At 67.1% G+C, this 23514-nt stretch carries 18 protein-coding genes and 1 pseudogene; 9 read left to right on the forward strand and 10 right to left on the reverse strand.

Annotated features, from left to right (window positions below; translation table 11 throughout):
* Positions 1-206: 206 nt before the first annotated feature.
* The 3 genes from ACT9TC_RS09550 to ACT9TC_RS09560 form a co-directional block, all read right to left on the reverse strand.
* The gene (locus tag ACT9TC_RS09550) at positions 207-773 is read right to left on the reverse strand and encodes an ECF transporter S component (protein ID WP_458040291.1); all 567 of its coding nucleotides are present in this window, start codon (positions 771-773) and stop codon (positions 207-209) included.
* Between the two features lie 68 nt (positions 774-841).
* Complete coding sequence (locus ACT9TC_RS09555; RefSeq protein WP_458040292.1) at positions 842-1876, reverse strand: pirin family protein; 1035 nt, start codon at positions 1874-1876, stop codon at positions 842-844.
* Positions 1873-2244, reverse strand: coding sequence for a GNAT family N-acetyltransferase (locus ACT9TC_RS09560; protein ID WP_458040293.1), 372 nt, complete (start codon positions 2242-2244; stop codon positions 1873-1875). The genes ACT9TC_RS09555 and ACT9TC_RS09560 overlap by 4 nt, the downstream gene beginning before the upstream one ends.
* A gap of 264 nt (positions 2245-2508) precedes the next feature.
* Between ACT9TC_RS09560 and ACT9TC_RS09565 the strand changes: the two genes are divergently transcribed.
* From ACT9TC_RS09565 to ACT9TC_RS09585, 5 genes and pseudogenes are all read left to right on the forward strand, one after another.
* Positions 2509-5037 (forward strand): DEAD/DEAH box helicase, encoded by a 2529-nt coding sequence (locus ACT9TC_RS09565; RefSeq protein WP_458040294.1) that lies wholly within the window; start codon positions 2509-2511, stop codon positions 5035-5037.
* Between the two features lie 181 nt (positions 5038-5218).
* The gene (gene recQ / locus ACT9TC_RS09570) at positions 5219-7261 is read left to right on the forward strand and encodes a DNA helicase RecQ (RefSeq protein WP_458040295.1); all 2043 of its coding nucleotides are present in this window, start codon (positions 5219-5221) and stop codon (positions 7259-7261) included.
* Positions 7262-7428: 167 nt separating this feature from the next.
* Positions 7429-9543, forward strand: coding sequence for an acyl-CoA dehydrogenase family protein (locus tag ACT9TC_RS09575; RefSeq protein ID WP_458040296.1), 2115 nt, complete (start codon positions 7429-7431; stop codon positions 9541-9543).
* 118 nt (positions 9544-9661) lie between these two features.
* On the forward strand, positions 9662-9922 hold the full coding sequence (locus ACT9TC_RS09580; protein WP_458040297.1) for a DUF6458 family protein: 261 nt from the start codon (positions 9662-9664) through the stop codon (positions 9920-9922).
* Positions 9923-10218: 296 nt separating this feature from the next.
* Positions 10219-11012, forward strand: a pseudogene (locus tag ACT9TC_RS09585) (ATP-binding cassette domain-containing protein); the annotation flags it as partial.
* Between the two features lie 62 nt (positions 11013-11074).
* On the opposite strand, the gene ACT9TC_RS09590 reads toward ACT9TC_RS09585, so the two are convergent.
* Positions 11075-11524 carry a recombinase family protein gene (locus ACT9TC_RS09590; protein ID WP_458042910.1) on the reverse strand — a complete coding sequence of 150 codons (450 nt, stop codon included), beginning with the start codon at positions 11522-11524 and terminating at the stop codon, positions 11075-11077.
* A gap of 118 nt (positions 11525-11642) precedes the next feature.
* A complete protein-coding gene (locus tag ACT9TC_RS09595) occupies positions 11643-13400 on the reverse strand; it encodes a cation:proton antiporter (protein WP_458040298.1) in 1758 nt (585 codons plus the stop codon).
* 148 nt (positions 13401-13548) lie between these two features.
* Here ACT9TC_RS09595 and pip point away from each other — a divergent pair, with 148 nt between their 5' ends.
* Positions 13549-14547 carry a prolyl aminopeptidase gene (pip, locus tag ACT9TC_RS09600; RefSeq protein WP_458040299.1) on the forward strand — a complete coding sequence of 333 codons (999 nt, stop codon included), beginning with the start codon at positions 13549-13551 and terminating at the stop codon, positions 14545-14547.
* 44 nt (positions 14548-14591) lie between these two features.
* The gene (locus ACT9TC_RS09605; protein ID WP_458040300.1) at positions 14592-15962 is read left to right on the forward strand and encodes a glutamate decarboxylase; all 1371 of its coding nucleotides are present in this window, start codon (positions 14592-14594) and stop codon (positions 15960-15962) included.
* Between the two features lie 54 nt (positions 15963-16016).
* Here ACT9TC_RS09605 and ACT9TC_RS09610 read toward each other — a convergent pair whose 3' ends face one another.
* From ACT9TC_RS09610 to ACT9TC_RS09630, 5 genes are read right to left on the reverse strand one after another with little or no spacing between them, the layout of a single operon-like run.
* Positions 16017-17747 carry an aldehyde dehydrogenase family protein gene (locus ACT9TC_RS09610; RefSeq protein WP_458040301.1) on the reverse strand — a complete coding sequence of 577 codons (1731 nt, stop codon included), beginning with the start codon at positions 17745-17747 and terminating at the stop codon, positions 16017-16019.
* A complete protein-coding gene (locus ACT9TC_RS09615; protein WP_458040302.1) occupies positions 17728-17994 on the reverse strand; it encodes a glutaredoxin domain-containing protein in 267 nt (88 codons plus the stop codon). The genes ACT9TC_RS09610 and ACT9TC_RS09615 overlap by 20 nt, the downstream gene beginning before the upstream one ends.
* Before the next feature lie 60 nt (positions 17995-18054).
* Positions 18055-19299: a sulfate adenylyltransferase subunit CysN gene (gene cysN / locus ACT9TC_RS09620; protein WP_458040303.1), complete on the reverse strand. Its 1245-nt coding sequence runs from the start codon at positions 19297-19299 to the stop codon at positions 18055-18057.
* The gene (cysD, locus tag ACT9TC_RS09625) at positions 19299-20219 is read right to left on the reverse strand and encodes a sulfate adenylyltransferase subunit CysD (protein WP_458040304.1); all 921 of its coding nucleotides are present in this window, start codon (positions 20217-20219) and stop codon (positions 19299-19301) included. Before cysD ends, cysN begins: the two co-directional genes overlap by 1 nt.
* Entirely contained in the window at positions 20216-20971 is a 756-nt protein-coding gene (locus ACT9TC_RS09630) for a 3'(2'),5'-bisphosphate nucleotidase CysQ (protein ID WP_458040305.1), read from the reverse strand. Before ACT9TC_RS09630 ends, cysD begins: the two co-directional genes overlap by 4 nt.
* 131 nt (positions 20972-21102) lie before the next feature.
* Here ACT9TC_RS09630 and ACT9TC_RS09635 point away from each other — a divergent pair, with 131 nt between their 5' ends.
* Positions 21103-22146 (forward strand): sulfite exporter TauE/SafE family protein, encoded by a 1044-nt coding sequence (locus ACT9TC_RS09635; protein WP_458040306.1) that lies wholly within the window; start codon positions 21103-21105, stop codon positions 22144-22146.
* On the forward strand, positions 22143-23327 hold the full coding sequence (gene cysC / locus ACT9TC_RS09640) for an adenylyl-sulfate kinase (protein ID WP_458040307.1): 1185 nt from the start codon (positions 22143-22145) through the stop codon (positions 23325-23327). Before ACT9TC_RS09635 ends, cysC begins: the two co-directional genes overlap by 4 nt.
* Positions 23328-23514: the final 187 nt, after the last annotated feature.

The following is a 23514-nucleotide window of genomic DNA, read 5'->3' on the forward strand; positions in this document are numbered from 1 at the left end:
AATTTAGCTGAGGCTTACCTTCCTCGGCAACGGACGGCCACCGCGGCGGTGCAGCGGGACTCCGGGTAAATCTGAAAGGAATATCACCGCGCGTACGCCCGGGGCGGCGGTTTGCAGCGTAGAACGATGCGAAATTCCTCTCAGATGTACGCATCGGGTCGCCGACGCACCGTGGATCCGACTGAGACAGGCCCGGGCTGGCTCGGTCAGCGGGGAACGCGCGCGACGCCGGCGCGACGAAGCGCCGCGCCGATAGCCAGACCGACGGCCGTCCAGGCGATGGGGCCGAGGATCGAGAGCACGATGTAGAGGACCCGGGCCCACGGGGCGAGCTCCTCGAGGGGCACGACGAACCCGACCACGGCGGCGATCATGATGCCGATGATCGCCGCCGAGACGAAGAAGCGCCACGCTCCCCAAGCCCGATAGCGAGTGAGGGCCGCCACGCCCTCCTGGATCAGTCCGAAAAGGAGGGCCGTGCCGAGAAAACGCAGAGCCCATGCCGGGTTGAATGCACTCGCGACGAGGGCCGCGATCAGGTGGGCGAGCAGGGCTACGAAGGGCATGCGCAGAAGCTCCTGCGCGATGATCCCGGCGAGCACGTGCGAGCCGAGCACCAGGCCGTAGGCCACACCAGCGGTGCCGATGATCACGACGGGCGTGAGCCATCCGGCCACGGCGCCGACGAACCCTGTTGCAACGCCGATCGCCGCACATATGAGCAGCACGCGCGTCGTCAGGGGGCGCGTCGTCAAAGGGCTTCGGGTGCGCACCTCGTCAGGTTATCGCCCCGCCGGGCCACCGCGGCGACTCATGCGCCGGACAAAACCCGTGCCCGCGCTCAGGGGCGCCGGCGCCGTGGGGTGAGACGGACGCCCGGCAGGGGAGGCGCCGGCACGCGCTCGTCGCCGTGTTCCACGACATGGCCGAAGCGTGCGGAGCCCGTCTCCCACGCATCCCGCGCCTCGACGATCTCGTCGTGGGTCCGCCCGACGAAGTTCCACCACATCACCAGGTCGGACTCGAACGGTTCGCCGCCGATGAGGAAGAGCGTCGCGGGCCCGACGGCGGTCACGTCGATGTGGTCGCGGTCGACACCGAGGTACAACAGCTCATGGGGCCCGAGCGGAGCGGCCGTGGGAGCGGCATCGCCCGGGCCCTCGGCATCCGTCCCGGCATCCGTCCCGATCCCTGCCGAGACGTCGGCCGCGCCGAACGCGCCGACCAGCGCGTACTCCCACTCGCGCCGCAGCGGGATCCGTGCGGTCGATCCCGCCAGCACGACGATCTCAGCACCCACGAGCGGGGTGAAGGCGCTCGCGGGCGATGTCGTGCCGCCGAGCTGACCCATGACGACCGTTGCGGTTCCGGCGTGTTCGCCGTCCGGCGTCTGCACGTCGAGTGTCGGCAGTGCGGTGTGGCGTTCGAAGGACGGCGCGCCATGGCGGCGGGACTCGGGCAGCGCGATCCACAGCTGCAGGGCATCGAGGGGAATCGGATGCTCACCGACCGAGTACTCCGAGTGCGAGATGCCCGCCCCGCTCGTCATCAGATTCAGCTCGCCGCGCGTCACGACGACGTCGCTCGCCACGCTGTCGCGATGATGCACCTCGCCGACGAACGGCCACGTCACCGTCTGGAGCCCGATATGAGGGTGCGGTTCGACCCGCATCAGTGCCTCTTGCGGACCGAACCGATCGAGAAAGCACCACGCGCCCACCATCGGCAGTTCGCGATGCGGAAGTATGCGGCGCACCTCCATGGCGCGGACGCCGCCGAGTGGTACATCTCGCGCCTCGAGGCGCAGCGAACGCGGCCCATCACAATCGGATGCCTGCTGCACATCCTCGTCGCCGGCCGCGTCCAGCCGTGTCATCCCGTCGACTCGCCCGTCGTCGCGGAGTCCTGCGCGTCGTATTCCTCGGGCCAGTCGATGATGCCGCCGGGAACTTCGTGATCCTTCAGGTACCTGGCGATGAACGGGCAGAGTGGCACGATCGTCTCGCCGCGGCGAGCGGCATCCGCGAGCGACTCGGAGGCGATGATGTCGCCGAAGCCGCGACCGCGGAAGGCCTTGTCGATCTCCGTGTGGGTGAACGCGATCCGCCCGCCCTCGCTGAGGTCGAACACCGCGAACCCGGCGAGCTCGTCACCGTCCGTCAACTCATAGCGGCTGCTTTCGTCGTTGCGGATGACCGTCGGGGCGGCCGGGGCCTCATTCATTGCGCTCCCGTCGTGGCTCATCGGGTTCTCCTTTCCTCGGTTGCTCCAACGTATGCGCGGGCCGCGGTGTTCCGCCACGGGGTAGACCGGCTTCGTTTCGGCTACGACACCCGGGCTCCGTTCGGGCGATGGCGCACAACATCCCGGAGACTCTGAGCATCGGGGCCCCGATCGGCCCCGATGAGCCCCCTCCCGAGCAACTTCTCCGGAGTTTTGTCCGCCGACCCGCCCGTGACGTTCGCCCAGCCCGTCGCTCCGCGTCGCCGCATGGGGAAGACTCGGAGGATGGACCTTCTCGCTCGGCTGCCCCCCGAGGGTGAGGCGAGCCCGGACGAGATCTACGAAACCTTCGTCGACTGGGCGTCGGACCGGGGCCTGAGTCTTTACCCGGCGCAGGACGAGGCGATCATCGAACTCGTCTCGGGCGCGCACGTGATCCTGTCGACCCCGACGGGCACGGGCAAGTCGCTCGTCGCCGTCGCGGCGCACGCGGCGTGCCTCGCCCGCGGCGGCCGCACGTATTACACAGCGCCGATCAAGGCGCTCGTGAGCGAGAAGTTCTTCGCGCTCGCCGAGATCTTCGGCGCCTCGAACATCGGCATGGTGACGGGCGACTCGTCGGTCAACCCGGATGCCCCGATCATCTGCTGCACGGCCGAGATTCTCGCGAACCTGGCGCTGCGACAGGGCGCCGACGCATCCGTCGACCAGGTCGTGATGGACGAGTTCCACTACTACGGCGATCCCGACCGCGGGTGGGCCTGGCAGGTACCGCTGCTGCTGCTCCCGCGCGCGCAGTTCCTGCTGATGTCGGCCACGCTCGGCGACGTCACCCCGATTGCGAACGATCTCGAGCGTCGGACGGGCCGACCCGTCGCGCTCGTGACGGGTGTCGAGCGTCCTGTTCCGCTCCACTTCTCGTACTCGAAGGACCAGATTCACGAGACCGTCGAGCAGCTGCTCAAGACGAAGCAGGCGCCGATCTACGTCGTGCACTTCTCGCAGGCGGCGGCGATGGAGCGGGCGCAGGCTCTCTCGAGCGTGAAGATCGTTTCGCGCGAGCAGCGCGACGAGATCGCCGAGGCCATCGGCGGCTTCCGCTTCACGACCGCGTTCGGCAAGACTCTTTCGCGCTACGTGCGGGCGGGCATCGGGGTGCACCACGCGGGCATGTTGCCCCGCTATCGACGCCTGGTGGAGACGCTGGCCCAGCGCGGGCTGCTGCGGGTCATCTGCGGCACCGACACCCTCGGCGTCGGTATCAACGTGCCGATCCGCACCGTGCTGATCACGGCGCTCGCGAAGTACGACGGTCAGCGGATGCGGCAGCTCAGCGCCCGCGAGTTCCACCAGATCGCCGGGCGTGCGGGACGAGCGGGATACGACACCGCCGGCACCGTCGTCGTGATGGCTCCGGAGCACGAGATCGAGAACGCCACCTCCGTCGCCAAGGCGGGGGATGACCCCAAGAAGCAGAAGAAGATCGTGCGCAAGAAGGCGCCGCAGGGATTCGTGAACTGGGGTGAGGCCTCGTTCGAGCGGCTCGTGGATGCCGAGCCCGAGCCCCTCGAACCGCACCTGCAGCTGACGGCGGCGATGCTGATCAACGTGATCGCCCGAGGCGGTGACGTCTTTACGAACGTTCGCTCGCTCGTCTTCGACAATCACGAACCGCGCTCCCGCCAGTACGAGCTCGCGCGGCGGGCGCTCGGGATCTTTCGCACCCTGGTCGCGGCGGGCGTGGTCACGACTGGCGGAGCCGGCATCCGTCTCACCGTCGACCTTCAGCCGAACTTCGCGCTCAACCAGCCGCTCTCGCCGTTCGCGCTCGCCGCGATCGGCCTGCTCGACCCTTCGACAGGCTCAGGGCACCGCGCTACTGATGCCTCGGACACCGCCGGAAGCGGCCACTACGCGCTCGATGTCGTCAGCGTCATCGAGGCGACGCTCGATGATCCCCGCCCGGTGCTCTCGCAGCAGCAGTTCATGGCCCGCGGCGAGGCGGTGGCGGCGATGAAACGCGACGGGATCGAGTACGACGAGCGGATGGAACTGCTCGACGAGGTGACCTACCCGAAGCCTCTCGAGGAACTCCTCGCGCAGTCCTTCGAGGTGTTCGCCTCGAGCCAGCCGTGGATCCGTGACTTCGAGCTGTCGCCGAAGTCGGTCGTGCGTGACATGTTCGAGCGCGCCTTCTCTTTCGCCGAGCTCATCCAGCATTACCAGCTCGCGCGCAGCGAGGGCCTCGTGTTGCGCTACCTCAGCGATGCGTACCGCGCAATTCGCCAGACGGTGCCGATCGAGGCGCAGACCGACGATCTGCTCGACCTGATCGCGTGGCTGGGTGAGCTCGTCCGGCAGGTCGATTCGAGCCTCGTCGACGAGTGGGAGAGCCTGATCAATCCCGTTGTCGACCCGTCGGCTCCGGTCGTCCCTCCACCGCCGCCGTCGCTCGTGCGTAACCGTCGGGCGTTCCTGGTGCTGGTGCGCAACGAGCTGTTCCGGCGTATCCGTCTCGCAGCTCTTCAGCGGGACGACGAGCTCGTTGAACTCGATCCGGATGCCGGATGGCCCGACGCGCTCGACGCCTACTTCGACGAACACGACGAGATCATGACCGGCGGACCGGCGCGATCACCCGCGCTCGTCACGATCGACGAATCCGATGCCACCAACGGCATATGGCGGGTAGAGCAGACGGTCGACGACCCCGATGGCAATCACGACTGGCGCATCCGCGGGACGGTCGACCTCGAAGCCTCCGACGAGGAGGGCGCCGCGGTTTTGCACATCGGCGAGGTTCTGCGGCTCTAGTCCATCCCGACCTGCGGCGGCGCGAGCTACGTGAACATCCGAGAGGTGCGATCGGTCCTCGGGCCGCTCGAAGTCTGTCCTGGGTTCACTCCCGTCCCGCGGAACCTCTGAGATGTCCGCCGCGTGTCGGGCTCAACCGCGGCCCGGGCCGAGCGTCGGGGGCGGTCGTTACACTCGACAGGTGCCTCCAGCCCCCTCCGACCCGTCCGCCGCATCCGCCGCGGCCGAGCAGTGGACCGGGGCATGGGACGAACCGCCGCCGGACGACTGGGCGCCCGAGCCCGACGACTGGGTCCCACCGCCCGACACCGGCGCGCCCCCGCCCGACTGGGCTGCCGCGGCGCCACTCGCCCCGGGCCCCGGGCGCCCGGCCGCAACTCCGCGCGAACGCCGCGCCGCGTCATCCGGATACGCCACCCCGCTTGATGCTCTGCGCACCGTCTACGGGTACGACGCGTTCCGCGGCGATCAGGCCGATGTCATCGAACACGTCGTCGCGGGCGGCGATGCCATCGTCCTGATGCCCACGGGCGCGGGCAAGAGCGTCTGCTACCAAGTCCCGGCTCTCGTCCGGGAGGGCACGGGCCTGGTCGTCTCGCCCCTCATCGCCCTGATGCACGACCAGGTCGATGCGCTGCGCGCGAACGGCGTGCGCGCGGCCTACCTCAACTCGACGCAGGCGCCCGATGAACGAGCCCAGGTGGAGCGCGCCTACCTGGCGGGTGAACTCGACCTGCTCTACGTCGCGCCGGAGCGTCTCAACACGTCGTCCACCGCGCGCCTGCTCGAGGGCGGCAAGCTCAGCGTCATCGCGATCGACGAAGCGCACTGCGTGTCGCAATGGGGTCACGACTTCCGGCCCGATTATCTCGGGCTCGGCGACCTGGCCGAGCGGTTTCCGGGGGTGCCGCGCCTCGCCTTAACCGCGACCGCGACGCCCGCGACGCACGCCGAGATCGGCGAGCGGCTTCGGCTTCCCGAGGCCCGGCACTTCGTCGCGAGCTTTGATCGCCCGAACATCCAGTACCGCGTCGAACCGAAGGTCGAGCCGCGTAAGCAGTTGCTGTCCTTCATCCGCACCCAGCCCGAGGGATCGGCCGGGATCGTCTACGCACTCAGCCGCAAGAGCGTCGACCAGACCGCCGCCTACCTGCGCACGCAGGGGATCGACGCGCTGCCGTATCACGCGGGCCTCGATGCCTCGACGCGCTCGACACACCAGTCCCGGTTCCTGCGCGAGGACGGCGTGGTGATGGTCGCCACCATCGCCTTCGGTATGGGGATCGACAAGCCGGATGTCCGTTTCGTCGCGCACGTCGACCTGCCGAAGTCGGTCGAGGGCTACTACCAGGAGACGGGCCGTGCGGGCCGTGACGGCGAGCCATCCGTCGCCTGGATGGTCTACGGGCTCGGCGACGTGGTGCAGCAGCGCCGCATGATCGATCAGAGCCCGGGCGACCGGTCGTACAAGACGCGACTCGGTCAGCACCTCGATGCGATGCTCGCGCTCTGCGAGACGGTCGGATGTCGGCGGCAGAACCTGCTCGGTTACTTCGGCGAGGCGTCCGGTCCGTGCGGCAACTGCGATACCTGCCTCACCCCGCCCGAGACCTGGGACGGCCTCGTCCCGGCGCAGAAGCTCCTCTCGACCATCGTGCGTCTGCAACGCGAGCGCGGCCAGGCGTTCGGTGCGGGCCATCTCGTCGACATCCTGCGCGGGGCGTCCACCGACCGCATCCGGCAACAGGGCCACGACAAGCTCTCGACCTATGGCCTGGGCGCCGAGTTGAGCGACCAGGACTGGCGGAGCGTCATCCGTCAGCTGCTCGCTCGCGGCATCCTTGTGGCGCAGGGTGAATACGGCACCCTGGCGCTCGGCGAACCGGCCGGCTCCGTACTGCGCGGAGAGGCGCCCGTGCCCTTGCGGCGCGATGTGCTTGGGCGCACCGGCGGGGGCGGCGGCTCCCGTTCGCGGCGAACGGCCGCATCAGCGGACGTGGATGCGGCCGACCAGCCGCTGTTCGAAGCACTCCGCGCCTGGCGGGCCGAAACGGCGCGCGAGCTGGGTATGCCGGCGTACATCGTGTTCGGCGATGCGACCCTGCGCGCGTTGGCCGAGCACCGCCCCTCGTCGGCGGCCGAGCTGGACGGCATCACGGGCATCGGCGCGAAGAAGCGCGAGGCGTACGGCGAGGCCGTGCTCGCGGTGATCGCCGCGGCGTAGTACGGGCGCGCGCCTGAATGGCGCATCGGCGGTGTGTGGGGAGGCGACAATACGGCCGGGGCACGTGGTGCATCGCGTTTGGAGCAACCAAACAGGTGACTTCGATCATCGTTGTCGCAGTCCTACGATGACGGCAGACTTCCGTTTTCTCTGTCGAAAGGACAGTCATGGTCGACACCGTCGTTCGCTCCCGCAAACCCTCGAGTGACAAGCGCACCCCCGCGGGGGGTGCGACCCCCGAACCGAACAGTGCCGCCGAGGCATCCGATCCGCGTATCGACATCGAGCACGTCACGGATCTGCTGCTCGGCACCTGGGCCGACACTCGCCGTGTCGCCCGTGAGATGACGAAGAACCCCGACCTGTGGCGCGATGACTCCCTCGGCAAGGACGAGCACCGCGAGCGCGTGCTGCGCCAGATGCACCTGCTCGTCGAGCAGGGCGGCGTACACCGCGCTTTCCCGGTCGAGTACGGCGGCGAGAACAACAACGGGTCGAACATCACCGGTTTCGAAGAGCTCGTCACCGCCGACCCGAGCCTCCAGATCAAGGCCGGCGTGCAGTGGGGCCTGTTCGGTTCTGCGGTGCTTCAGCTCGGCACGAAAGAGCACCACGACAAGTGGTTGCCGGGCATCATGAGCCTCGAAATCCCCGGCGCTTTCGCGATGACGGAGACAGGTCACGGTTCGGATGTCGCGGCTGCTGGCACCACGGCGACCTACGATCCGGCAACGGAAGAGTTCGTCATTCACACGCCCTTCCGCGCCGCGTGGAAGGACTACCTCGGTAACGCAGCCCTGCACGGCATCGCTGCCACGGTCTTTGCGCAGCTGATCACGAACGGCGTCAACCACGGGGTGCACTGCTTCTACGTGCCTCTCCGCGACGAGAACGGCGACTTCCTGCCCGGTATCGGTGGCGAGGACGATGGGCTCAAGGGTGGCCTGAACGGCATCGACAACGGGCGACTGCACTTCGACCACGTTCGGATTCCGCGGACGAACCTGCTCAACAAGTACGGCGATGTCGCCCCCGACGGCACCTACTCGAGCCCGATCGGAAGCCCCGGTCGCCGCTTCTTCACGATGCTCGGCACCCTCGTCCAGGGACGCGTTTCGCTCGACGGCGCCGCGATGTGGGCGTCGGCACTCGGCCTGAACATCGCGATCACGTACGGTACGCAGCGCCGCCAGTTCGATTCCGGTGCCGGCACCGACGAGGTCGTGCTGATGGATTACGGTCGGCACCAGCGCCGCCTGCTTCCGCGGCTTGCGACGACCTATGCGGGCCTCTTCGCGCACGATGAGTTCCTGCAGAAGTTCGACGCGGTGTTCAGCGGCGCGGCCGATACCGACGCCGACCGTGAAGACCTCGAAACCCTCGCCGCCGCTCTCAAGCCGCTTTCGACCTGGCACGCTCTCGACGCGCTGCAGGAGGCGCGCGAGGCGTGCGGTGGGCAGGGGTTCCTGTTCGAGAACCGGCTCGTGGGGCTGCGCGCCGACCTCGACATCTTCGCCACCTTCGAGGGCGACAACAACGTGCTGCTGCAGCTGGTGGGCAAGCGCCTGCTCACCGACTACGGGCGCCAGTTCACGGGCAAAGACGCGAAGGCACTCGCGGCTTTCGCTGTCGGGCAGACGGCGGGCAAGCTCTTCCATGGCGCTGGGCTCCGCCAGCTCGGCCAGGCGGTCGGCGACCTCGGTTCGACCGCGCGTTCGGTTGAACGAGGGCTGCGCGCCGACCAGCAGCACGATCTGCTCGCCGGACGCGTGCAGCAGATGGTCGCCGATATCGCGGGGCGTCTGCGCCCCGCCGCGAAGCTCTCCCCGAAGGAGGCCGCAGCACTGTTCAACGCCAATCAGTCCGAGCTGATCGAGGCGGCCCGTGCGCACGGCGAGCTGCTGCAGTGGGAGGCGTTCACCGATGCCCTCGCCCGGGTGAACGATGACGGCAGCCGTCAGGTGCTGACGTGGCTGCGCGACCTGTTCGGCCTCAGCATGATCGAGAGGCACCTGGCCTGGTACCTGGTCAACGGGCGCCTTTCCGCTCAGCGCGCCGGGGCTGTGTCGCGCTACATCGACCGTCTATGCGTGCGGCTGCGGCCGCATTCGCTCGACCTCGTCGAGGCCTTCGGCTTCGCCCCCGAGCACGTGCGCGCGCCCATCGCTTCGGGTGCGGAGAGGGTGCGCCAGGACGAGGCGCGGGCGTATTACGCCGACCTCGAGGCATCCGGCTCGGCCCCCGTTCCCGAGAAAAAGGCGAAGACGCCGACTCGACCCTGAGTCTTTACCGCATGTCGAAGGCCGGACGCAACCCATCGCGCCCGGCCTTCGGCATGCGTAGGGTCTTCCGCGGCGCGCCGACCCGGTGACGCCGCACACATCGAAAGCAGGCACCCTCATGAGCATCGGATTCGGCATTTTTCTTTTCGCGGTCGGCGCGATCTGCGCCTTCGCGCTCAACGTCGACCTGGGTTGGATCGACATCAAGACCGTCGGCTACATCCTGATGGGCGCCGGCGTCGTCATCACGATCATCGGGATTGCCCTACTGGCGCGCCGCCGCAGCGTCGCCTCCACGACCCGCAGTGGCGTCGATCCCGTCTCGGGTGAGCGTGTCACGCGCAGCGAGACCAGTGCCCCCGAGGACCCGCGCGTCTAAAGCGGCCGATCTGCGACAGCCGAGCCGGAGGCTGCCCCGCACTGCGGACACCGAACGTCCGCGGTGTGGGGCACACTGGTCCCCGAAGAGGGGCCACTCATGGTTGATGGGTCCATAGGGCACGTCGCGGACGCGCACGAGGTCATCCGAGTCGTCGGTGCGCGCGAAAACAATCTGAAGAACATCTCGCTCGAGATTCCGAAGCGGCGCCTGACGGTCTTCACCGGGGTGAGCGGATCGGGGCGGCGCCGGACCGTCCGGATGTCGACGCCCTCGAGAACCTCTCGCCCGCGATCCTCGTCGATCTCGGCCCGGGAGCGGGGCGTAGCGGCGGCGACATCACCTACGCGGGGGATGTCTCGGGTCTGCGCGCTTCCGACACCCTGACAGGCCGGCATCTCGACCATCGAGCGCGCCTCAAGTCGTCCGTTCGCGCGTCGAAGGGCTCCCTGCGGATCCGCGGGGCGAGCCGGCACAACCTGCAGGACGTCGACGTAGACATCCCGCTCGGCGTCCTCACCGTTGTGATCGGAGTCGCGGGATCGGGCAAGTCCTCGCTCATCCACGGAAACCTCCCTCGTTCGAGGACGTGGTGATCGTGGACCAGGCGCCGATCCGGGGCTCTCGGCGCAGCAACCCGGCGACGTACACGGGTGTGCTGGATGGAATACGGACCGTCTTCGCGAAGGCGAACGGCGTCAAACCCGCCCTCTTCAGCGCCAACTCGGCGGGTGCATGCCCGGTGTGCAAGGGCCTCGGCATCATCATCACCGAGCTCGGATTCGCCTCGACGGTCAAGACCGTCTGCGAGGTATGCGAAGGCAAGGGATTCTCGGACGAGGTGCTCGAGTACCGCCTGAACGGCAAGAACATCCACGAGGTCATGTCGATGTCCGCGGCCGAGGCAGCGGAGTTCTTCGCGACGGGTCCCGCGCACACGACGCTTGCGCGGATGGTCGATGTGGGGCTCGCGTACATCACGCTCGGACAGCGACTCAACACCCTCTCGGGCGGCGAGCGGCAGCGTCTGAAGCTCGCCATCAGCATGGCCAAGAAGGGCGCGGTGTACGTGCTCGACGAACCGACGACACCGGGCATTTCGACTCGGCGCTGCGCGCCTCGCTCAATGACCGGCCCGCGATGCTGCCCGCGTCAGCGTCCGGTGTCGAACAGGTGCCGGCCGCCGTGGCTCAGCACCTTCACCACGACACCGCGTGCGTGCAGCTCGGCGACGGCGCGTGTCTCTTCGTCGATGTCCCGCCCGAGGGCGTGCACGTTCGCAACCACGAGCACGTCGCCGTGCTGGAGGGTCGCGAAGAACCGGCCGAGTCGGTCGGACCATCCCTCGAGGATCTCGGGCGAGGGGTGCCGGAATCCCGCGATGGGAACACCGAAACGGGTCAGTTCGTCTCGCTGTTCGGTGACCGAGGGCATCCCCTCACGCGCGACCACGAGACCGACGAGTCGGGCACCCGCGGGCCGCGCGAGCCACCAATCACGATCGCGCTGCAGCTCGGTGAAACACTTCGGGCATTCCGCGGCCAGGTGAGGCAGGTGGAGGGGAGCCGTGGCATCTGTGGCGACGCCATCCTGTCCGTTCATGGCGGGCGCATGGGTGTGACCGTCGGCGACAGCGTCGATCGTCTCGTTCATGGGTGCTCCCTGCTCACAGACCCGTACGAACCATTGTGCATGAGTCGGTGCACGCGCGCTTCGTGACTTACTCGCCCTCGTCGTCGGAACCACTGAGACGCACCTGGATGCTGAGCTCGTCGGCGTCCAGTTCGTCGAGCGAGCGCCGGAGTGCGGCCGTGCTGTAGGTGCCGTCGCGCCGCAGTTCCAGCAGGCGGTCGCGCATGGCGTGGATCATCGCCAGGCGCAGTTCGCTCATCTCCAGTGCTCGCGCATTGGAGTCGTCTTCGGGGGGCTGCAGCACGCGTGCCCGCACCCGCGCCACGGTGTTCGTGTCGAAGGATGTCCCGTCGCTTCGACGCAGATCCGGGGAGGCCAGGGCGGTCGCGGCCGCGGTCTGCAGCTCATCCCGCAGGGTGTCGCGTTCCTCCGGGGATGCGCCGCCGCCCGATCCGGCCAGTCCCAATCGGCGCGCGACCCAGCCGAGAGTTCCGCCCTGGATCAGGAGGGTCCCCGCAGCGACGAAGAACGCCACGAGCAGCAGCGTCGCGCGACTGTCCGTGTCGCGCGGCAGGGTCTGTGCCGCCGCCACGGTCACGGCTCCGCGCATGCCGGCCCACACGATCAGGGAGCCATGCCGCCAACCCAGGGGTGACGCCTCGTAGTAGTCCAGGTCAGCACGTGCGCGAGTCATCCGCAGACGGAAATTGAACAGGCGTCGCGGATTCTCCGGCCCCTTCTCGGGCGCGCGGACCGGCCCGCGGCGTGGCCTGCTCGCCATGGTCTCGGAGCCCGAGGCATCCGTGATCCTCTTGTCCCAATCGTCGAAACGGTCACGCAACGACGTGATCCTTCGTGCTCGGCGACTCTGCGCCCAGACGAGGGGGGCGACGTACAGGATGCGCACCGCGAGCACGATCAGGATCGCCACGGCGGCGAGGGTCGCGGCATGCCAGACGCCCTCGTGCTTCTCTTCACTCTCGACGATGAGGCCGTACAGCTCGAGCCCCATGATGAGGAAGACGCCGCCCTCGAGAACCAGTTCGATCGTCCGCCAATTGAGGGTGTCCGACATCCGCTGTTCTGCCGTGAACCAGCGGGCCGAGCCCTGTCCCGTGACGATCCCGGCGACGACCGCGGCAACGAGTCCCGAACCGCCGAAGTACTCGGTGGGAACGTAGGCGATGAAGGGGATCGTGAAGCTGAGCGCGGTATTGGCAGTGGGACTGGCGACCCAGGCCCGCACCCGCAGATTCACGAAGCCGATGACCGCGCCGACGACGACCGCCAACAGCACCGCCCAGCCGAAGTCCCAGACGCTGTCCAAGACCGAGAACGAACCCGTCACGGCCGCGAGCGCCGAGCTCAGCAACACGAGCGCCGTGGCATCGTTGAGCAGACTCTCGCCCTCGAGAACCGTCACGATACGGGGGGATATCCCGAGCTTTCGCACGATGGATGTCGCGACGGCATCCGTGGGGCTCAGAATCGCGCCCAGACCGATCGCGAGTGCGATGCCGAGACCGGGTACCAGCACGGCGAAAACACCCCCGAGGACGAGGGACGAGATCAGCACCAGGCCGACGGATAGCGCCCCGATCAGCCCGAAATCGCGACGGAACTCGACGGCGGGCAGCGACACCGCCGCCGAATACAGCAGCGGCGGAAGGATGCCCGCCAGGATCCACTCCGGATTCACCTCGACGGCGGGGACGAACGGCAGGAAGCTCACGGCGACGCCGAGCGCGACCAGCGCGAGGGGGCCGGCGACTCCGACGCGGGGCGCGAGGGCGGTGACGAGGGCGATCGCGACGACGCCCATCACCACCAGCAGAATCAGGTCCACGTCCGTCCTTCCGAACCCCGAGGCTGTCGACCGGCGCTGGTGACCGTGACGATCGTCACTCGAGCCATGCGTAGAGCCTAGGGGTCGGTCTCGGCCGACCTCGGGAGGGCATCCCGATGATCGGTGGGGGACGCGATAACGTGGCCGGATGGTGTCCACCCCCGACGAGAGCTCCGCGGCGCGCACCTCGTCGCCCCTGTATCCACCGATCGAACCCTACGAGTCCGGCGAGTTGTTCGTGGGGGATGGCCAGCGGATCTATTGGGAGTGCAGCGGCAACCCCGAGGGCAAGCCGGTCGTGTTCCTGCACGGCGGACCGGGCGCGGGCACGTCGCCCTGGCACCGACGCTTGTTCGATCCCGAGAAGTACCGCATCGTCCTTTTCGACCAGCGCGGGTGTGGACGTAGCACGCCCCACGCGAGTGACCCCGGCGAAGACCTGCGCTACAACACGACGTGGCACCTGGTCGCCGACATCGAGCTGCTGCGCAAGAACCTCGGCATCGCGCACTGGCAGGTCTTCGGGGGATCGTGGGGGAGTGCCCTCGCGCTGGCGTACGCACAGACGCATCCGGATGTCGTGACCGAGATCATCCTGCGCGGGGTATTCACCCTCCGTCGACACGAGCTGGAGTGGTTCTACGAGGGCGGGGCCTCGGCGATCTTCCCGGATCTGTGGGAAGACTTCATCGCCCCCATACCCGTGCTCGAGCGCTCGCGCATGATCGATGCGTACCACCGGCGCCTGACCGACCCCGACCCGAACGTGCACGTGCCGGCCGCCGTCGCATGGAGCCGGTGGGAGGCCTCGACGCTGACCCTTCGCCCTGACGCGGCGCTCGTCGAGCAGATGACCGAAACCGCGGCCGCGACAGCATTCGCGCGCATCGAGAACCACTACTTCGTGCACGGCGGTTGGTTCCGCGAGGGACAGTTGATCGAGGATGTCGGGATCCTCCGCGATATCCCCGCCGTTATCGTGCAGGGCCGCTACGACATCTGCACCCCGCCCATGACGGCCTGGGACCTGCGTCGTGCGTGGCCCGAGGCGCACTTCGTGCTCGTGGCCGATGCCGGACATTCGGCGACGGAACCCGCCATCCAGTCCGCGCTTGTCGCGGCGACAGACCGCTTTGCCTCACGCTGACGCTGTAGCATCCGATCCTCCTCTCCTCCGTCCCCGAACCAGGAGTGCATGTGACCGATTCCGAACTGATCCCTGTCTTCTCACGCACGACCCGCAGTTCGTCGGTCGGTCGCGACCGACTCGGCGCCGAAGCCCTGCTGCCCGACACGGCGTACCAGATCGTGCACGACGAGGCCCTCCTCGACGGCAACGCGCGCCTGAACCTCGCCACCTTCGTGACGACGTGGATGGATGAGCACGCCGACCGCCTGTATGCCGAGACGGTCGACAAGAACATCATCGATAAGGACGAGTACCCCTCGACGGCGGCCGTCGAAAGCCACTGCTGGCGCATCCTCGCCGACCTGTGGCACGCACCCTCGGTACCGGATGCGATCGGCACGTCCACGACCGGATCGTCCGAGGCCTGCATGCTCGGGGGTCTGGCCTTCAAGCGTTGGTGGCAGCAGCGCCGTCGTGCCGAGGGTAAGTCGACCGAGAAGCCGAACCTCGTCATGTCGAGTGCCGTGCAGGTGTGCTGGGAGAAGTTCTGCAACTACTTCGAGGTCGAGCCGCGCTTCGTGCCCATGACTGCGGCACACAAGATCTTCGACGGCCATGACCTCGAGAAGTACGTCGACGAGAACACGATCGGTGTCGTCGCGATCATGGGCGTGACCTATACGGGCATGTACGAGCCCGTGCGCGAGATCGCCGCGGCGCTCGACGCCATTCAGCAGAAGACAGGGCTCGACATCCCGATCCATGTGGACGGAGCATCCGGTGCCATGGTGGCGCCGTTCCTGCAGCCGGATCTGGAGTGGGACTTCCGCCTCGAGCGCGTGCACTCGATCAATACGTCCGGCCACAAGTACGGCGGCGTCTACCCGGGACTGGGGTGGATCGTGTGGCGCGAGCGGCAGTGGCTGCCCGACGACCTCGTGCTCGACGTCTCATACCTCGGTGGGCATATGCCGACCTTCGCGCTCAACTTCTCGCGCCCCGGCGCGCAGGTGCTGCTGCAGTACTACCTGTTCCTGCGCCTCGGCTACGCGGGCTACACCGAGATGCAGCAGTCGTCGCAGGATGTCGCCGTGCACCTCTCATCCGCGATCGCCGCGATGGGGCCGTTCGAACTCTGGAGCGATGGCACCGACATCCCCGTCTTCGCGTGGATGCTGAAAGAGGGGTACACCGACAAGTGGTCGCTGTACGACCTGAGCGATCGGCTGCGGATGCACGGATGGCTCGTGCCCGCGTACCCGATGCCGGTGCACCTGACGCACATCACGGTGCAGCGGGTCGTCGTACGCAAGGACCTGAGCCTCGACCTCGCCGACAAGTTTCTCGCCGACCTCGCGACCGAGGTCGCGTACCTCGAGGCCCTGAAGTCGCCGATGCCCGACATGGGACGCCGAGCGGGGTTCCACCACTGAGCTCGTCTCTCGCGAATGGAGCACGGCGGTCGCTGAGCCTGTCGAAGCGACGAGCTATGCGCGCAGCGCCAGCGCCAGGGTACGCGCGAGCCCCGCAGCGTTGCCCGTCATCTGGTAGCGCGTGAACCCCTCGCTCACCTCGGCGCCGGTCCGCGCGGTGACGAACCAGGGTGGTTTCGGTAGCACGGTGCGCTCCGCGGGGTCGGTGATCGTGCCGACCGAGCGGGGGAACGGTCGGAACGGACCCTGGACGACCGTTCGCTCGACATCTTCGAGCAACAGGGCGTTGTGGACGATCCCGATCCCACTGCCGACGTCCTCGAGCGTTCCGCCCGGGTACGCGCCCCACGTCCCGTTCGCGAGCAGGAAGTTGAAGCCCGTCCAGGCGTTGATCGCGATCGCGCCGTAGCGCAGTTCGGCGATCGCCTCGTCGAAGCCCGAGCCGAGCGAGACTCGGGTGTCGGGGTCGATGAGGAGGTTTGCGCCGAGCGTTCCCGTCAGACGGTCGTTCGCGTAGGCGACTGCCGCGTCGAGGAAGGCCTGACCCGTGCCGGGCAGATCGATGACGCCGAGGATCGGGGCGAAGTACTCCGTGGTTTCGAGCGCCGAGGCATCCTCTTCCGCGTCGATCACCATGAGGACGCGCTCGCCGCCACCGTCGTACGTTTCCGCGACCGGGGAATCCGTGGCAGCCTGCGCGACGCGCTCGGGCGCGTGCGGGTACCAGGTCGGGCGGTGCGGTGCGCGCAGGTACGCGGCGCGAAGCTCCGAAAGGAACGCCCCGCGCTGCGCCCAGTCCCGTGAGATGACGACGATCTGGCCCGCGATGCAGTTGTGTCCAGCGTTCTGCAGGCGCATCGTCACGACGTGCTCGGCCTGAAAGCGCAGGTCTGCCGTCGTCCACTCGCCGGGGACGACGATGACGGGCGAGACCCCGCCGAGCTCGGCGGTGATCGGTTTGGGCATCGCCGGGTCATCGTCGCGTCGGCGACGTTGGGCTTCTTCACCGGTGCCCCAGACGATGACGTCGAACGTCGCCTCGGATCCGGTGATGTGCACATGGTCGATGCCCGCGTGACTGGTCAGGGCCGCGCCGACCGAGCCGTCGCCCGTGACGATGCGCAGGAACCCCGCCGCGATCAGAGGTGCGAGCGCTCGCCGGAAGATCGGCGCGAGAGAATCCATCGTCGGGTTGAGCTTGAGGATGGCGACGCGGTTGCCGGCGACGAGTTCGTACAGCACATCGAGCACCGGGATCGCCGTCACGTTGCCGGCGCCGAGAACCAGGCCGACGCCACCCGCGTCGGACGGATGCCGCTGGCCGAGCCCTGCCTTCTTCCGTGCGTCCTGCTCTGTCACGCCGGGTTGCAGCCAGACCTCTGCCGTGAATCCGGACAGCAAGAGGGCGTCCGCTCGGGTCGCCGGGAACGCGGGCACCGTCACGCGTCCACCCGGCGCGGACCCGAGTGTGAGCGCGTCGATCGGACTCCGTCCAGCGCTCAGCTCCGAGAGGGTGCGAACATATGCGTCCAGCGCCACGATCACCGCGTACGGACCACTCAGCCACTCCTCGCCACGGAGCGGATGCCGGTTATCGAGCCCCTTGATGAGCGCGGCCTGCTCGGCCCACTCCTGCGCGCAGGCGACAACGCTCGCGCGCACGCGCTCGAGAAGACGAGCGCGCTGCGCGAGCGTGAGGTGAATCCAGGAGGGGAGCCCGGTCTGCAGGGCTGCTATGTCGTCGTCGAGGGCGACAGCGACCGGGTCAGACGAGATCGAGCTCACGGAGTTTCGACTCGACGTCGGCGTTCGACGGCTCCACCTGGAACGAGGCATCCGGATACAGAACGACCGGAATGTTGGTGCGTCCCGAGATGTCGCGCGCCACATCCGCGGCGGACGGGTCCGCGACGAGATCGACATACGTGTACGCGACACCGAGTTCGTCAAGCTGCTTCTTGGTGCGGATGCAGTCACGGCACCAATCGGCTCCGAACATCGTGATGGTTTCGGCGGGAGTCTCGGTCGTCATCTGTCCAGCCTAGAACCGCTGGGAGGTCGGAGCGTCGTTTACGGCGCTCCGACCAGTCCCTCAGTTCTCGGTGATGAACCCTGCTCCGACAGTTCGGTTTGAGCTTTCGTCGATCAGGATGAATGATCCCGTCTGGCGGTTGCGCCGATACGGGTCCACGAGGAGCGGTTGGGTAGTTCGGAGCACGACTCGACCAATTGCGTTGAGTTCGAGAGAGCCTGGCGTCATCGAGCGGTGCAACGAGTTGATGTCCAACTCGTACTTCAACTCCTTGACGAGTGCTCGCGCGGTACGTGTCGTGTGCTTGATGGCGTACTTCGCGCCCGGTACGAGGGGAGTTGTGTCCATCCAACAGATCATTGCGTCGATATCTTGCGTCGACTGCGGCTGATTGTTGGGCCGGCTGATCATGTCACCTCGCGAAACATCGACTTCGTCCTCGAGCCGCACCGTCACCGACATCGGTGGGTACGCTTCGGTGACCTCGCCGTCGGCGGTATCAATCGCCTTGATGCGTGAGGGCAGACCACTGGGAAGAACGATGACATCATCGCCCGGGCGCAACACACCACCGGCGACCTGCCCCGCGAGCCCCCGATAGTCCCCGCGGCCGTTCTGCGGACGAATCACGTATTGAACCGGGTAGCGGACGTCGACGAAGTTGCGGTCGCTCGCGATGTACACGTTCTCGAGGTGGTGAAGCAGGGACGTACCCGCGTACCAGTCCATCTTGTCCGAGCGGTTGACGACGTTGTCCCCTGTCAGCGCGGACAGGGGGATTGTCGTGACGTCAGTGAAGTCAAGCTTCGCGGCGAAGTCCACAAAGTCGGCGCTGATCTGGTCGAAAATTTCCTGAGACCATCCGACCAGATCCATCTTGTTGATCGCGAGGACGACGTGCGGCACTCGTAGCAGGGAGACGATCGTGGCATGGCGCCGGCTCTGCTCGAGAAGTCCCTTGCGGGCGTCGACCAGGATGATCGCCAAGTCGGCCGTCGATGCACCGGTCACCATGTTCCGGGTGTACTGGATGTGCCCCGGGGTGTCCGCGATGATGAACTTCCGCTTCGGCGTGGCGAAGTAGCGGTAGGCGACGTCGATAGTGATGCCCTGCTCACGTTCAGCGCGCAGGCCGTCGGTTAGGAGAGCGAGGTCGGTATATTCATCGCCGCGCTGCACGCTCGTGCGTTCGACTGCTTCGAGCTGATCGCTGAAGATAGCCTTGGAGTCGTAGAGCAGACGACCGATCAGCGTGCTTTTGCCGTCATCGACGGATCCCGCCGTTGCGAATCGAAGGATGTCCATCAGAAATAGCCTTCCTTCTTGCGGTCTTCCATCGCCGCTTCGCTTACCTTGTCGTCGCCTCGGGTCGCCCCGCGCTCGGTGATTCTGCTCGCCGCGACCTCTTCCGCGACTTCCTCCGGGGTTGCCGCGGTGGAGAGCACGGCTGCGGTGAGCGTCGCGTCCCCAACAGTGCGGTAGCGGACCGTCTCCTGGAAGACCTCTTCGCCGGCCTTCGGTTGGCAATGCTGGTTGACAGCGAAGTACATTCCGTCGCGAAGGAACACGTCACGTTGGTGCGCGTAGTAGATGGAAGGAACCTCAATCTTTTCGCGGGCGATGTAGTCCCAGATATCAAGTTCGGTCCAGTTGGAGATCGGGAAGCACCGGATGCTCTCTCCCGGGTGGATTCGTCCGTTGTAAAGAGACCAGAGTTCGGGTCGCTGGTTCTTCGGGTCCCATTGGCCGAACTCGTCACGGAAGGAGAACACACGCTCTTTCGCGCGTGCCTTCTCTTCATCGCGTCGCGCGCCCCCCATCAGAGCAGACAAACGGTGTTGCTCTGCCGTCTGCAGGAGAACCGGGGTCTGGATACGGTTGCGTGAACCGTTCGGCTCCTCGCGGACGTGACCAGCGGCGATTGCTTCCGGTACCGACCCGATGATGAGGCGTACGCCCAGTTCGCTGACTCGCCGGTCGCGGAACTCGATGACCTCATCGAAGTTGTGTCCCGTATCAACATGAACGACGGGGAAGGGAACGGGGCCTGGTGCGAACGCCTTGGCAGCGAGGTGCAGCATGACGATCGAGTCCTTGCCGCCGGAGAAGAGCATGGCGGGACTTTCGTTCTCCGCGACGATCTCGCGGATGATAAAGATCGCTTCCGCCTCCAGATAGTCCAGCTGGGTGAGTCCGTACTGCGGGACATCATCCGTTTCGATCATTGGGCATCCCTCTCCAAGAGTGCATTCAGTCGGCGCAACAAATCCTCTGCGAGCAGGGGATTGCAGACTATCAAGTCGGGTAGGTACGGATTCTCGGCGTTGTAGCGCAACTCCGAGCCATCGACCCGCGAGGTGTGCAGTCCGGTGGCGCGTGCCACCGCGACCGGCGCGGCCGAGTCCCATTCGTACTGCCCGCCGGTGTGGACGTAGGCGTCGACCTCGCCGCGCACGACAGCCCCGACCTTGAAGCCGGCGGACCCCATCGGCACCAGCTCGGCGTCGACGTCTTCGGCGAGTGCCGCCACGAGTGCGGTGGCGCGGCTGCGCGAGACGGCGAGTCGGATGCGTGGCGGGGCTTCCCACGTCCGCGCCGGGACATCCGTGGTCAGGACGGTGTCTATGCCGGGAAGGGCGACTGCCCCGGCGACGAGCGCGCCCTCCTGCCAGAGCGCGACGTGTACGGCCCAGTCGTCGCGTCCTTCGGAGAATTCGCGTGTGCCGTCGAGTGGGTCGATTATCCACACCCGATCAGCCGCAGCCCGACGTGAATCTTCGGCGGCCTCCTCCGACAGAACGGCGTCGTCGGGACGGTTGGCATCTAGCGCGGCGGCAAGAAATGCCTGACTCTCAGCGTCGCCCTGGTCCTTCAGCTCGGCCGTGCCGATGAGTTCGGCCGGCGCGCCCTTCTGCAGCTCTCGCAGAAGAGATCCGGCCTCGCGCGCAAGGTGCGCGGCAAGTGCGTGATCGTCCATGGCCCCCCCAGGCTGGAATCGAAGGGTGCGCTCCCCCGGAAACGCACCACTCGTGAATTTGACACTGTAGTGGATTCCGCGTTCCCGCGACGCCGCGGATCTCAGCGTCGGCCTGTGTAACAATGCCAACCATGGACCTGGGGCTTCTCATCGGCGCGTTTGCCGTCGGAATTGTGGTTGGCCTGACGGGCATGGGCGGCGGAGCGTTGATGACCCCGATGCTCGTGCTGTTCTTCGGGGTTTCGCCGCTGACTGCGGTGTCCAGCGATCTCGTCGCGAGCGCAGTGATGAAACCTGTCGGGTCGGCGGTCCATCTGCGCCGAGGCACCGTGAATTTGAAACTCGTTGGTTGGCTCTGCCTCGGTTCTGTGCCGTCGGCGTTTGTGGGCGTGCTCATCCTGAAGGCGCTCGGCGACGGCGAGGATGTGCAGAACGTCGTCAAAATCGCATTGGGATGTGCGATTCTCTTCACCGCCGCGATGCTGATGGTGCGCGCGTATATGCGCCTGGTTGAGCGCGCGCGAAGCCGGAACGGCAGGGGAGCCCCGCTGCCGCAAGAGCGTCCCGAAGTCCAGGTGAAGATCCTCCCGACAGTCATCCTCGGGATCGTTGGTGGATTGATCGTCGGGATGACCTCGGTGGGCTCCGGGTCGCTGATCATCATCGGTCTGATGATGCTGTACCCCGGGCTGAAGGCGAGCCAGCTCGTCGGCACCGACCTGGTTCAAGCCGTCCCGCTCGTTGCGTCAGCCGCGCTCGGCCATGCGCTGTTCGGCGACCTGGACCTGGCCATCTCGATTCCCCTCATCATCGGGAGCGTCCCGGGTGCGTTCATCGGAGCGCAGCTGTCGGCAAGACTCCCCGGCGGGCTCGTGCGCCGGGCGCTGGCGTTCGTCCTCTTGGCGTCCGGGCTGGCGCTCTTGGGTGTGGGAAACATCGAGATCGGCATCATCTTGCTCATTGCATTTATCGGGGGGCCGCTCGTCTGGATGCTCATCCGGCATCGCCTGGGCTTCCCGGCGCTCGCGAGTGTGGAGATGCGCAGGAAACGACAAGGGCGTGAGGCGGTCGCCGCGGAAGACCGGGGCGCCGGACCGCCTCGCGGCGGGGTGGACCGCGTGCCCAGACCCGCTGATGACCCATCATCGAAACCGCCGTCGGGAGGTGCACAGTGAGTGAGACGACCGTGAGAGTGGCACTCGATGGCTCGAGACTCGAGGGCCTCGAGATCCTTCTAGCGAGGCTCCTTCCCCAGGTGGACGGCTACCGCCTGCCCGGAGACGTCCCGGAAGGCTGGCCGGTGGTCCCGCACTTAGTCCTGACCGAACAGCTTCGGAAGAGTGCCGCCGAGGTCATCCTCTCCGATCAGGAGAACACGCCCCTAGCGATTCTCTCCATCTCGGAGACAACGACGGAGGCCGCCGGGCGGACGTGGGTCTCGGGGACTCTCCATCCCCTGAAGCGCCCTGAGCACGGTCCCGCTCGAACCCTCCGACTGTCCGCGGACTCCGACCTCTCCGGCCACACCGTCGCGCTGTTCGGTGGGGTGATTCATCCCGCCGACGTACTGCGAGCCGTCGCCGCGGCGGAGGCCGGGCAGCTAGACCTGGTCGCCGAGGGATCGCTGGACAGCGGCGCTTCCGCGCGCCTCGTCAGCGCGCTGGAGGAATGTGCACTGTTGCGGCCGGACACCCGCGTCTTCTTTGTTCCCCGCGTGGAGTTGGGGGATGTCAGCGAGGACGTCACGCGAGAAGTGATCCTCGCACGAGGTGCGACGGAGATCCTCGATTTCCGTCGCGTGGTCGAGGAGGACGTGCGCGGCGCGGTTGTGCTCTTCACCGGCTTGTCCGGCGCAGGAAAGTCGACCATCGCTCGCGCGGTCGCCGAGGAGATCGCGAGGAGCACAACCCGTCGAGTCGTGCTCCTTGACGGCGACCACGTGCGAGCCGAGTTGGCATCCGAACTGGGATTCAGCCCCGAGGACCGTGACCGCAACCTTCAGCGACAAGCCTGGGTGGGGGCGCGAGTCGCAGAGGCGGGCGGCCTGGCGATATGCGCCCCGATCGCGCCATTCGCTTCTTCACGCGCCGCGATGCGCGCGAAGATCGAACCGGCATCACCCTGCTTGCTCGTCTACGTTTCGACTCCGCTCGCGGTGGCGGAAGGACGGGATAGAAAGGGTCTGTACGCGAAGGCCCGCGCGGGCTTGATCACCGACTTCACCGGAATCGATTCACCGTACGAGATTCCCGAGGACGCCGACCTCTCGATAGACACGTCAGCGCTCTCTGTCGAGCAGTGTGTGGGTGCGGTCGTGTCTCTGCTCACGCAGCGCGGAGTCATCCATGTGGAGTGAGAGCGGTCTCGATTGAGTCTCACCTCTTCGCGGTTTCGGCAGTCGCTTGCGACGCTCCTTGTGTTCTTCGTCGCGGTGGGCGCCGTGGGGTGCTCGCCACCCATCTCCGGTAGTGATGCGGACAGCTCGCGCAGAGATTCCTCGGGATGCGACGCACCACCACCCACCGGGACCGAGTTTGGGACGA

This window comes from Microbacterium sp. HM-570 (assembly GCF_054165885.1).